This window comes from Shewanella insulae (assembly GCF_009831655.1).
Classification (GTDB): Bacteria; Pseudomonadota; Gammaproteobacteria; order Enterobacterales; family Shewanellaceae; genus Shewanella; species Shewanella insulae.
Genome location: NZ_WRPA01000010.1, coordinates 174,572 through 187,454 on the forward strand (window position 1 = coordinate 174,572; position 12,883 = coordinate 187,454).

General features: G+C 55.3%; 8 protein-coding genes. 6 read left to right on the top strand and 2 right to left on the bottom strand.

Annotation, left to right across the window (positions count from 1 at the left end):
* Positions 1–407: 407 nt before the first annotated feature.
* From GNT65_RS12520 to GNT65_RS12530, 3 genes are all read left to right on the top strand, one after another.
* Positions 408–2,891 (top strand): 6-hydroxymethylpterin diphosphokinase MptE-like protein, encoded by a 2,484-nt coding sequence (locus tag GNT65_RS12520; RefSeq protein ID WP_160796670.1) that lies wholly within the window; start codon positions 408–410, stop codon positions 2,889–2,891.
* Between the two features lie 108 nt (positions 2,892–2,999).
* Positions 3,000–3,479: a DUF2947 family protein gene (locus tag GNT65_RS12525; protein ID WP_160796672.1), complete on the top strand. Its 480-nt coding sequence runs from the start codon at positions 3,000–3,002 to the stop codon at positions 3,477–3,479.
* Between the two features lie 32 nt (positions 3,480–3,511).
* Positions 3,512–4,072, top strand: coding sequence for a chalcone isomerase family protein (locus tag GNT65_RS12530; RefSeq protein ID WP_160796674.1), 561 nt, complete (start codon positions 3,512–3,514; stop codon positions 4,070–4,072).
* Between the two features lie 131 nt (positions 4,073–4,203).
* Here the strand turns inward: GNT65_RS12530 and GNT65_RS12535 are convergent, their stop codons facing one another.
* Both GNT65_RS12535 and GNT65_RS12540 read right to left on the bottom strand, forming a co-directional pair.
* Positions 4,204–5,133, bottom strand: a complete 930-nt coding sequence (locus GNT65_RS12535) for an outer membrane beta-barrel protein (protein ID WP_160796676.1) — start codon at positions 5,131–5,133, stop codon at positions 4,204–4,206.
* A gap of 210 nt (positions 5,134–5,343) precedes the next feature.
* Positions 5,344–5,955 carry a TetR/AcrR family transcriptional regulator gene (locus GNT65_RS12540; protein WP_160796678.1) on the bottom strand — a complete coding sequence of 204 codons (612 nt, stop codon included), beginning with the start codon at positions 5,953–5,955 and terminating at the stop codon, positions 5,344–5,346.
* Positions 5,956–6,097: 142 nt separating this feature from the next.
* Between GNT65_RS12540 and GNT65_RS12545 the strand changes: the two genes are divergently transcribed.
* The 3 genes from GNT65_RS12545 (at position 6,098) to GNT65_RS12555 (ending at position 12,478) form a co-directional block, all read left to right on the top strand.
* The gene (locus GNT65_RS12545) at positions 6,098–7,213 is read left to right on the top strand and encodes an efflux RND transporter periplasmic adaptor subunit (RefSeq protein WP_160796680.1); all 1,116 of its coding nucleotides are present in this window, start codon (positions 6,098–6,100) and stop codon (positions 7,211–7,213) included.
* A gap of 3 nt (positions 7,214–7,216) precedes the next feature.
* The gene (locus GNT65_RS12550; protein WP_160796682.1) at positions 7,217–10,288 is read left to right on the top strand and encodes an efflux RND transporter permease subunit; all 3,072 of its coding nucleotides are present in this window, start codon (positions 7,217–7,219) and stop codon (positions 10,286–10,288) included.
* A 186-nt stretch (positions 10,289–10,474) separates the two neighbouring features.
* Complete coding sequence (locus GNT65_RS12555; protein ID WP_160796684.1) at positions 10,475–12,478, top strand: methyl-accepting chemotaxis protein; 2,004 nt, start codon at positions 10,475–10,477, stop codon at positions 12,476–12,478.
* The last annotated feature ends 405 nt before the right edge of the window (positions 12,479–12,883 follow it).

The window sequence follows — 12,883 nt, forward strand, 5'->3', positions numbered from 1 at the left end:
TTGGTTACGAGCCTGCGACTAATTTCAATAGCCAATCATGTAAGGCAAATTTCATACCATACCTTTCAGAACTCAGACATCCAACAGACAATGCCCCTAAAAAGGCCAGCCCCGATCAATATGTAATAAACATCTTTAATCTTAGTAACTTAATATCTAATGTCTAACCTTATTTTTCAACAAGTCCCTAAGTGGTCTCATTTTGGCTAGATTTTAATCCTCTTCTACCTCAAACACTTACTACAAGCTAGCTGGCATAAAATTCGCATCCATATCGAGTTAATCCCAGATTAACATCGCGCTTGTGCCGTATTTGAGTCAGACTCTAAACCATGCAGTGATTTAAATGGGCAAAAAGTCGGCCAGAGTGTCAATAAATTGTCTAAAAACATCAAATTGAGGGTACAATGCAGAACAATCAATCTGAAATTACCAATACCTTTGCCGTCAGCCAGTTTGGTGAATGTTACCTGCCAAGCGTCAACCGCAACACCTTCGAAAAAGTCGATTCGACGACCCTCTTCGACAATAAACTCAAAAAAGCGTTATCAACCCCTGATACGCTGCATATCATTACTGGCTTAGACTCTGGCCTGTTGGCAAACTATGTGATGGAGCACCCCGTCCCCTCGGGTAGCAAATATATCTTCGTCGAACTCGACGAGATCTTATCTCTACTCTCTATCGAGATCCCCGCCCCCCTATCCGATGCCATACAAGTGGTCTCCATCGATGAGTTCTCGACCTTAATTCAATCCTATGAGAACAATCTATTCATAGTAAAGCAGCAATTTAAATTACATAGATCCGTTGCGGCTGACGGGAACTATCTCGATAGCTATAGCTGGCTGCACACTCAAATAGACAACGCCGTCAGACAGGCTTATTTCGAGAATAGCATAGGCTTTACCCAAAAAATCTTCGTCAAGACGCAACTTAAAAATGTCACGGAAACTCTCAGACCTGCCTCCATCTTAAGAGACCAATTCAGAGGCAAGACCTGCATCATCTTGGGCGGTGGCCCTTCGCTGGATAACCATGCCCAATGGATAAAGGCAAATAGCGATAACCTGGTCATCATCGCCGCGTCTCGTATCATAGGTAAACTCAACCGACTGGCCATCAAGCCCAACATTGTCGTCTCGGTCGACCCTCAGTCCGTGAGCTTCGATGTCAACAAGGATATGATGTCACTTCCCCATGACACCCTGCTCGTCTGTTCTTACCATGTGACGCCGCAGATCTTGGGTCAGTGGCGTGGCGCTTGCCTATACACAGGGCCGCGCTATCCCTGGAATGATTTTGCCAAAGACAAGAATATTCAATCCATAGGCCCAACCGTGATCAATAGCGCCATGGAAATTGCACGGGAGATGGGATTTAGCCAGATATTGCTCAGCGGCGTCGACTTCTGTCATTCCCAAAGTGGTGCCAGCCATACCTCCGGCACCTATGCCGCCAGCCTTGGGCCGAACCTAGGCGCCATCATGGAATGGGTTGAAACCTATTCGGGAGAGATGGCCGAGACCCCAATGCAGTTATTGCAGGCTATCGGTGCAACCGAGGATCTTATCGCCTCTCACACCCAGCATGCTCACTATATCAACCTATCCGCCGACGCAGCCAAGGTTAAAGGTATCGAACATCACCCGGCAGATACTATCGTCCTAACACAGATAGATGCCGTCCAACGACATCTATTAGTACCAGAGGTACACCTTGCAAGCGACACCGAGTGGATGGCGCATTTCACTCGCACTCTCAAGGAGTTGACCACTGCTCGACAGGCTTTAATACAACTCAATCGCAAGAATAATGACGCGCTCGCCATCATTAGTAAACTGGAGAAAGAAAGAACAAATGATCGCATCGCGCAGCTCGCTAACAAGCTGGAAAACATCGAGCAGAGCATCAATAAAGAACACAAGGTGCTAGCAAGCCTGATTAAATTCTATGGTTACTACGAATTCAGTCATTTCTTATCTACCCAACAATCCGATGACTGGTCCCAAGAAGAGATCAATAAACGCACGCGCATCTACTACGGCGCCTTCAAAGAGATGAGCGAACAGCTGCTGGAGCAGGTTCAGTCGGCAATTGAGAGAACAGAGTCTCGCCTAGCCGAATATCAAGAGAAAGTAGACATAGAGGCACTGTGCAAAAGATGGTCTCAGGATAAGCAGTGGGGCCGCGCGTTACTTTGGCAGGAGCGGCATCCGCAGCAGTATCAACAGCTGTCAGCCGCAGAGCGAGAGATACTTACCGAGTGCCAGAAGACCTTTGATGCCTTGTTTGTCGTCAAGGAATATATCAATCATTCGACTGAGCGTACCGCACCGCTCATGGATAACGCCTTTAAGAAACTACAGGTACTCTGGCAGCAGAAACACCTGCTGGGCATCACTAAGATGGTTCAATATACGGCGCCTTATATTGATGAAGATCCCGAGATTGCACGCTTATACAACCTGGCTCTCAGCTATCGTTACCTGCTGGAGAATCAATTGCAGGCCTCACTCGATGCCGTGCTCGAGACGCCTCCGGCCGACCGCCAAGAGGAGGAGCTAAAACAGATAATTCAGCTTTCTCTGCAGCTCAACCAACTCCCTCTGGCACTCGAGCATTACGCCAAGATAGTTGAGTACAGCGACGAGTATCTGCCGCAATATGCCCATGCGTTAAACTTGAGCGGCGATCCGCAAGCCGCGCTGGGCGTCTATCTCGATTATCTGGACAAGTATCCCCAGGACATTCCCGTGATGCTGAAGCTAGGGATCTTTCTGGCACAGGCGGGTCAGATTGAAGGCGCCATCTCCTGTTTCGAAAACGTCCTCCTGCTGGATGAGCATAATCAGGCGGCGCTCAACTACCTAGGGCAGCTCAAGCCCTAATCATTTTCGGCGCCAAGGGCAAAATTATCCTGCGGCGCCGTTTCCCTTGTCCTGTGGCAAACCGTATAATGCCCGGTGTTAACAACTTACTGCCGATAGCGAGGTCCTGTGGCGCACACCTATATCCCACTCGAACAATACAAACGCAAATGGATCTTTAACCATAAAGATCTCCCCGTCACAGATGAAGACAAGGCCTGTATCAAGCCGCTGGATCAGAAATCATCCATGACGATTTGGAATCAGTGGGTGAGCAATAAGAGCAGTCGCAGCGAGCAGTTTGCCAAGGGAGACTGGGCCGCTAAGGGCGACGCCTGGCAAGAAACCGATCATTGGCAGAGCGCCTGGGACAGCGACTCACCCGCCCTGCCCGAGCTGTTTCAGGGCCATTTCGACTGGCAAGACGAGACGCTGGTCTATTTCTGCTACGACAAATATCAAATCATCGAGACCCGCTGGGACGTCTTTGTGCGCAACTGGAAATGTTTTCTCTTCTTCGATGATGGTCCACTGCTGATCGCCCCCAAGAAGAAACAGGCCGCCTTCTTCCACCAAAGTGGTCAATATCAGCTGGGTAAACGCGGCTAACCGTTACTATCACAATATTTATAAGAGGTTATATGAAGTCCCTCCTACGCCAACTGCTCCTGATGACAGCCGTGGTCAGTACTCCACTAGCCGCCGACACACTGGCCGACATACCACTCGCCGACGAGATCACCCTAAGCGAACAAGCCTTGCAGCTTAACGGCGCCGGCATTCGCAGCAAATTCTTTATGGATCTCTATGTGGGCAGCCTATATACCCAAAGTCCGAGCCAAACGCTCGACAGCGTCCTCAACGCACCTAGGGTAGCGATTCGCTTAAATATCGTCTCAGGCATGATCACCTCAGAGAAGATGCAAGATGCGATCATCGACGGCTTCGACGATGCCACAGACGGCCAGTCTCAAACCATTCAACCCCAGATAGATGCCTTCATGGCCCTCTTCTCGGCGCCGATTGCCCAGGGGGATCAATTTACCCTGGAGGCGATAAAAGATCTCGGCGTCACCGCCTATAAGAATGGCGAAAAACAGGCAACGGTCGAGGACGAGGCCTTTCGCAAGGCGCTGCTGAAGATCTGGCTGGGCGATAAGCCGGCGCAGAAGAGCCTCAAGCGGGCAATGCTAGGCAAATAAGCAATAGTCGAAGCTACCCGATAGCTAACTGAAAGCTAAATAAAAATCATAAAAATGGCCTGACAGTATGTTCAGGCCATTTTTGTATTCATCCTTTTCCTATTCATCGCATTTTCTTATTTATCAGCGCTCTAGAAACGATACTGGGCTGAAAACGCCAGTGCCAGCTGGTTCTCCAGCGACTCCTGGGTTTTCGGCGAGGAGAGTTCTATCTCACCGCTAAAGAAATAGCCCAGATAGGCATCAAACTTGAGTGGCTCGGTCGCCTGCCAGCCCGCCCTGACGAAGCCGACCCATTCGTCTATCTCCAGGGTCACATCCTCATCTTCCACCAAGAATCTCTGGGTGCGTTTCGAGCTGCCGACGCCAACATCCAGCGATTCATACCACTGATAGCTCAGCTCCAGTCCGGCAGGGCCGCTAAAGCCTGCCGAGAAGGGGTTGGCAAGCTTAAGCTTGTCGGTTATCTGCCAGTTTACCGCCAAATAAGGCAAGGTTCTCACCTCTGAAATATCGTTCAGATAGGCGACTCCAAGACCCAGCATGTTGCCGCCATTGAAACGGTACATGCCTGAGGCGACAACACCATAACTTTGGGCATTGGAAGATGAGGTGCCCTCGCCGTAGGCATACTGCAGCTTAGGCGCCAGCATGAATAGCCAACGATTGTTGGGGCGAAAGCTGACCCCCAGGCCAACCCCATATCTGTCCACGTTAGACCAGGGCGCCAGATTGCCATCCAGTAGCGAGGCGCCGCGGCCGCTCCAGTCATATTCCAGTCTGTCGTAACTGATGCTGGCGCTCAGCGACCATTGACGATTCAAGGCGTAACTGGTCTTGGCGCCGAACAGCCAGGTGTCACGCTGTAATGCCAGGCCGCTATCGCCCACGTCGGCTTCGCCCACGTCGGCTTCGCCGACACCTATGCGCGAAACCGACAGGGTCAGCGGCGATTGCTGTCGCGCTCCCCCTTGGGCCGCCTGGGCGGAAACGGCCGTCAGACAGGTTAACCCTAAAAACAGGGCGTTGATCTTATTGCGAGATACTAGGCTAGGCTTCATACCCTCTCCCTGGAGCTACTCAGTTTAGGCTTAAGGTTTGGCCGGCTGCCCGGCTTCAACTAGGCGCCCGACCAAATTCCAATCATAAAATTAGTACACTCAAGCTTAGTACGACCAGACAGGAGAAAAGATCACTTTCTCTTCAAAAACGGCTAGCACTGTCGACAAAACCGAAACTAGAACAGTGATCTGAACAAAGATTGCCAGCGCCTAAGTCCGATAGGCGCGTAGGAACATACTCACCGTCTCTTTGATATAGGCAGGGCGCTTAGCCACCAGGTCATCGACCGGTAAGCCTAGCTCTAACTTGAGGCGCATCTCGCCAAATAGCATCATACACAGGCGCACCGAGGCACTGCGCAAATCGCCAAAATGGTACTCGCCGAGTTTCTCCACCTGTTCGAAATAATTTTCCAGCAGATTCAACAAAAACTCTGGGCCGGCATTAAAAAACAGCGCCGAAATCTCCGGGTGGGTATCGGCCTGGGCCACACAGGTCTTAAACACCTCTATCGCCTCGGGCGAGACGATCATCTCACCAAAATAGTTACCGAAATGTAATAGTGCCTGCTCAGGATCCTGGGGGCTGGTAAACAGCTCGGCCGTCACCTGATGCACGACACATTTAGATTCGATTGATGCAACAAACAGATCGTCCTTGCTGCCAAAATGCGAATAGACGGTCTGTTTAGAGACGCCCGCCAATTTCGCGACCTCATCCATGCTGGTATTGGGAAATCCTTGCCCACAGAAGAGCTCAATCGCGGCATGTAATATCTGCGCCTTCTTCTGTTCACTGCGGCTAAGGGATGTTTGTACCATTGAAACGTCCTATAAGGTCTTCATTCTTTTCACGACATATTTATACACAAACTAGACTAGACAGTCCAGTCTTTGCAAATTAGACTAACAAGTCTAGTTTAACGATTTATTCACCAACTGTTAACCACGGAAGTGTATCAGTATGACGATGATTACCGCCAAATCCCTCGCCAGGGTATTGTTATGGAGCAGCCTCTGCCTCGCAGCCAGCGCCTGCCAGCAGAATGAGTCCACCAGCAGCGCAGGCAGCGAGCATTTCCCCAAGGTCTCGAGCCAGCGCCTGATCCACTCGGCTAGCTATGACACGGAGCAGGTATTTACCGGCAGCATACGCGCGGGCAACACCACGGCAATCGGCTTCGAGCTGGCGGGTAAAATAAAACACCTGGCGGTCGACAGTGGTAATCATGTCAAACAGGGCGAACTACTGGCTCAGCTGGATACATCCTTGCTTGAGGCCGAGAAGCGTGAGCTTCTCGCCAGCCTGGCACAGAACCGCGCCGACAAGGAGCTGGCCCAGAGCACCCTCAAACGCAGCCAGGCATTGAAACAACAGGGCTACGCCTCGGCCCAGCAACTGGACGAACTCAAGGGGCAACTCAGCAGCCTGCAGGCGGCCGAGCAACGTCTGCGCGCCGCCATAGACGCCAATGCCCTGCGGATCGCCAAGTCCACCCTGGTCGCACCATTTGATGGCATTATCGCCAAACGCAACAATAACTTAGGCGAAGTTGTCGCCCTGGGCGCGCCCCTCTTCACCCTGATCCAGCACAACAATCCCCAGGCCATCGTCGGCGTGCCCGTGGGGCTCGCACAAACCTTGCAAGACAGCCAGCAGCTAACCCTGACGGTGAAAGAAACGCCCTACCTCGCCACCGTGGCCGGCATAGGCGCCGAGGTCAACCCTGTGACACGTACCGTGCCGGTGCGCCTGACCCTGCCCACAGATGCCAAGGTGATCAACGGCGAGCTGGCCTATCTGCATTACAACAAGACGGTCAAGAGCGCCGGTTTCTGGGTGCCCATCAGCTCACTCACCGACGGCCTACGCGGCCTATGGAACCTGTATGTCCTGGTCGAACAACAGCCGGATCAATACCTTATTGAGCGGCGCGACATAGAGATCCTCTACACCCGTGGCGATCAGGCCTTCATCCAGGGGGCGATAAGCGAAGATGAGCGCTTCGTCACCCAGGGCCTGCACAAGCTGGTGGTGGGCGAGCGCGTCATGCTCAACACCCAAGTGGCGACGAGGTAAGTCATGATAAAAGCCCTAGTCGAAAATGGTCGTCTCGCCAGCCTGGTGATCGCCCTGCTGATCGTCGCGGGTCTAGGCGCCATCACCAGCCTGCCCCGCATGGAAGATCCCAGCATCACCAACCGCTTCGCCTCTGTGGTCACCCACTATCCGGGCGCCTCGGCGGAGCGGGTCGAAGCCCTGGTCACCGAGGTACTGGAAAACCAACTCAGGCGCCTGGAAGAGCTAAAACTGGTGCAATCCACCTCGCGTCCGGGGATCTCCGTCATCCAGCTCGAGCTTAAAGACAGGATCACAGAGACAGACCCGGTCTGGTCCAGGGCCAGGGATCTCATCAACGATGCCCAGCATCTCCTGCCCCCAGGGGCACAGAATGCCCTCCTCGATGATCAGCTGGGCTATGCCAACACCGCCATCCTGGGCCTGGTGTGGCAAGGCGCGGGCGAGCCGCGCCAGGATATCCTCAACCGCTATGCCAAGGAGCTACAGAGCCAGCTCAGGCTGATCCCGGGCACAGACTTCGTGAAACTCTATGGCGCCCCCACCGAAGAGATCCTGGTGCAGATCGATGCCCAGAATGTCAATCGCATCGGCCTGAGCGCCGCCGCCATCGCCCAGATCCTGGCCAACGCCGATACTAAGGTGTCCGCCGGTGAAATCACCAACGACGCCTTTCGCGCCCTGGTGGAGGTCTCCGGTGAGCTGGACTCTGTCACCCGCATCAGACAGGTACCGCTCAAGGTCGATGAAAACGGTCAGATCATACGCCTGGGCGAGGTCGCCAGTGTGCAGCGCCAGCCCAAGACCCCCGCCGCTAGCATAGCCCTGATAGAGCAGGCCCAGGGGATCATGGTGTCGGCGCGCATGCTCAACAACACCCGGGTCGATCTCTGGCTACAGCAGGTGCATCGCGTGGTGGAGAAGGTACAGGGGGATCTCTCCTCCAACGTGGAGATCCAGTGGTTGTTCGACCAGGAGGGCTACACCACCACCCGCCTGAGCGACCTCATCGCCAGCCTGCTGCTGGGTTTCATCATCATTCTGGTGGTGCTCATGTTGACCCTGGGGCTGCGTAACGCGGTGATCGTCTCCCTGTCGCTGCCGCTGACCGCCCTCTTCACCCTGGCCTGCATGAAGTATGTCGGCCTGCCCATTCATCAGATGTCGGTGACCGGCCTGGTGGTGGCGCTGGGGATCATGGTGGATAACGCCATCGTCATCGTCGATGCCATCGCCCAGCGTCGCCGCCAGGGGCTGGATCGCATCAGTGCCGTCGGCGAGACCCTCAAACATCTCTGGCTGCCGCTGGCGGGCTCCACCATCACCACCATGCTGGCCTTCACCCCCATCATTCTCATGCCGGGGGCCGCAGGAGAATTCGTCGGCGGTATCGCCATCTCGGTGATCTTCGCCCTGCTGGGCTCTTATCTTATCTCCCATACGCTGATCGCAGGTTTCGCCGGCCGCTTCGGCGCCGAGGGCGATGCCACTCACTGGTATCAGCGCGGGGTCAACTTCCCCATCATCGCCCGCGCCTTTACCGCCACGCTGGATATCGCCCTCAAGCGTCCCCTGCTGGCGGGCCTGGTGATCGGCATATTGCCCATAAGCGGCTTTATCGCCTCGGGGCAGATGACAGAGCAGTTCTTCCCGCCGTCAGACAGAGACATGTTCCAGATAGAGGTGCACCTGGCGCCTCAATCCAGCATAGAAAACACCCGCGCCCTGGTAGAGCGTATCGACGCCAAGCTCAGGGCCACGGGCGAGATGCAGAGGCTCGACTGGGTGATTGGCGGCAATGCCCCCTCCTTCTACTACAACCTGCTGCAGCGTCAGCAGGGGGCGGCCAACTATGCCCAGGCGATGATCAAGGTTGCCGACTTCGAGCGCGCCAACCAATTGATCCCCAGGCTGCAAACCCAGCTCGATAGCGAGTTCCCCGAGGCGCAGATCCTGGTGCGCAAGCTGGAGCAGGGCCCGCCCTTTAATGCCCCCGTGGAGCTTCGCATCTACGGCCACAATCTCGATACCCTAAGAGAGATAGGCGATGAGGTGCGGCGCATTCTTATCACCACAGATCACGTGCTGCACACCCGCGCGACCCTGAGCGCCGGCGCGCCCAAGGTGTGGTTTCAGGTAAACGAAGACGCCAGCAAGATGAGCGGGTTGAGCCTGACGGATATCGCCAAGCAGATCCAGATGGCCACCACAGGCATCAATGGCGGCAGCATACTGGAGCAAACGGAGTCGTTGCCGATCCGGGTACGCACCCAAGATCTAATGCGCGAGCAGCAGACCGAGCTGTCGCAGATCAACCTGCTGTCAGGGAGCGGCGTGGGGATCCCGCTCTCGGCGCTGGCCAGCAGCCGTATCGACGTCAGCCTGGGCGCCATCCCCAGAAGGGACGGCCAGCGCGTCAACACCATAGAGGCCTACCTGGAGAGCGATGTGCTGCCCCAGCAGGTGCTCGATCAGGCCAAGACGCGCATCGACGCCCTCACCCTGCCCGCCGGATATCGTATCGAGGTGGGCGGCGAGAGCGCCAAGCGTAACGAGGCTGTGGGTAACCTGCTGTCCAACATAGTCCTGGTGATCACTTTGCTGCTGGCGACCGTGGTGCTATCGTTCAACTCCTTCCGCCTCACCGGCATCATACTGCTGAGCGCGGTGCAGTCGGCGGGCCTTGGCCTACTCGCCGTCTACCTGTTTAACTATCCCTTCGGCTTTACCGTGATCATCGGCCTGCTGGGCCTGATGGGCCTAGCGATCAACGCCGCCATCGTCATATTGGCGGAGCTTGAGGATATGCCGGACAAGCGTGAGGCGGGCATTCCAGCCATAGTGACCGTGGTCAGCAGCTGTGGCCGCCATATTGGCTCGACCACCATCACCACCATAGGCGGCTTCCTGCCGCTTATCATTGCAGGTGGCGGCTTCTGGCCACCGTTTGCCATCGCCATCGCCGGTGGCACGGCGCTCACCACATTGCTATCACTGGTGTGGGTGCCGACCATGTACCAGCTGCTGATGACCAAGCGGCAGATTATGACCGTGCCCAAGCTCCAGCCCAGCTAGCGGCTTAACTAACGATCTAATCACAAGATGCACTGGCTCATCTGCCCAGGGTGATCCAGTGCATACTTAGACTAATTGCCGACGTCACTCCCATTTTTTCCTTTAGTTAAATAGACCTACGTCAAAACAATCTCGCACTGCCTTGGTTACATTGTCGACAGTATAACCATAAGGTGGATGACCAAAATGAACTATAAGAACTGGCCTATCGCCAAACAGATAGGCGCCCTTGCCCTGCTCCTCACCGTCGTCGTATTTGCCATCCTCAGCAGCATCTCCTACATCACAGCCGCCAACGTGCTGGAAGATAAAGGAAAGACAGCCGTTAAGGCGCAGATGCACAGCACCGCCGACCTGATTGAACTCGAGTACAACAGCCTGTTGAGCCTGGCCAGACGCAACGCCGATGTGCTCAGAGCCATGTACCCGGGGCAATTCTTCAAGCCGGATAAGACTGTCAAGGTGATGGGTAAACCCACACCGGCCCTGGTACACGAGCGCGAACAGATCAATGCCTCCAAGAGCAAGGTGGATCGCTACTCTAACCTTACCGGCGGTAACGCCACCGTCTTCGTTCGCGACGGCGACGACTTTATCCGCATCTCCACCTCGCTGAAAAAAGCCGACGGCAAACGCGCCCTGGGCACCTACCTGGGAAAGAAGCATCCGGGCTACGGCGCGCTCATCGCGGGCCAGGAATATGAAGGCTATGCCAGACTGTTCGGCAGAGACTATATGACCGTCTACCGCCCCATCACGGGCCCCCAAGGCGATATCATAGGCATACTCTATATCGGCTTCGATATCTCAGATGCCCTGACCGAGCTGCAACGCTCGATGAACCAGCTTAAACTGGAGGAGACCGGTTACTTCACCCTGATACGCAACGTGGACAACGCCATCATCGCCCAGCCCAACCAGGAATCGGGCACCATACTGACCGAGGTGATACTCGATGGCCTCTCTATCGAACAAGCCAAGCGCGGCGGCCAGGAGAGCGAATACCTCAATGGCAATAAGGAACCCATGTACGCCTACGCCGTCACCATCCCCGGCTGGCAATGGACCCTGCTGGGTCAGGCCAAAAAGCGTGAGCTGAACGAAGAGAGCCTTAAGCTGCTGAGCATCAATGCCGGCGTCGCCGCCGTGGGCGTGCTGCTGATCACCCTGCTGCTCTCTATGGTGCTAGTCAAGACACTGCGCCCGCTGCGTCATCTGCAGCACCAGCTTACCGAACTCGGCAAGGGTGACCTGACCCAGGAATTTGACCAGGTCAGCCCGGACACAGACAACGAGGTCGACAAGATCACCCTCGCCGCCCGCCAGATGGCCCTGAGTCTTAGAGAGCTGGTCGGCGCCCTACGCGCCTCGGTCAACACCCTTGAGGAGCAGGCCAGCAGCGCCCAGGAAGTGGCCAGACTCAACGGCGAAGAGGCCCAGCAGCTGATGGCCCAGACCGACCAGATCGCCACCGCCATCGAGGAGATGTCCACCTCGGTGCGGGATGTCGCCAACCACGCCAGTGACGGCGCCAGCCAGAGCCAGCAGGTGGACAACGCCTCCCGCGACGGCCACCAGCAGCTCGACCATCTGGTGCAGGGGCTGGGTAAACTCAGCGAGCAGCTCGATGCCAGCCATCTGAGCGTCGAGAGCGTCAGCAAGGAGAGCGAGGCGATTAGCCAGGTCACCGAGGTGATCAACAGCATCGCCGAACAGACCAACCTGCTGGCACTCAACGCCGCCATCGAGGCCGCCCGCGCCGGCGAACAGGGCCGCGGCTTCGCCGTGGTGGCCGACGAAGTGAGAACCCTGGCCCAGCGCACCCAAACCTCGATCTCTGAGATCAGCCAGACCATCACTCAGCTGCAGCAGCAGATCAAGGTGACCGCCGAGCAGATGGGCCAGAGCCACCAGCTGGGCACCGCCTCCGCCGCTCAGGGAGAGGAGGCCGCGACCAAGCTCAACCAGATCACCATCAGCATAGGGGAACTGGCCATAGCATCCAGCAGCATCGCCAGCGCCACCGAGCAGCAGAGCGCCGTAGCCGACGAGATCACCCGCAACCTGCATGAGATCACTGAGCTCGCCCGCGACGGCGAACAGCGCGCCGGCGACACAGTCGACGCCGCCCAAAACCTCTCCCACATCGCCGCCGAGATCAAACAGAAGATCAGCGTGTTTAAGTCATAGCTTCTGGCTAACGCTCATCTCAACGAAAAAAGCCGCTATCAAGCGGCTTTTTTATGTCTGGCTGACATAGCAGTAGCTGAGTGTACATAGCGAGGTGTCGACTCTTGGAAATTTAATGCCTAGGTAGTTTAACGATTAAAGCACTGTGGCTTGGAATGGATGTTTAACGTTTGCCAGCATAGCCATCGGCAAGGAAGCCTTAACCATGGCTTCATGGTGTATCAATTGCCTGCCGCAGGCCTTATGTGCAAACACATTTGTGACACGCTACGAGCACTTATATGGACACCTCGGATAGATCAAACATTTTGTGAGTAACAGAAAGTAATACTGCGTACGTATATCCGACCTGTTTGTGAGCATCTTCGTGCTCTGGCCTTAATGAGAACCGCGCCTTCGCTGCTT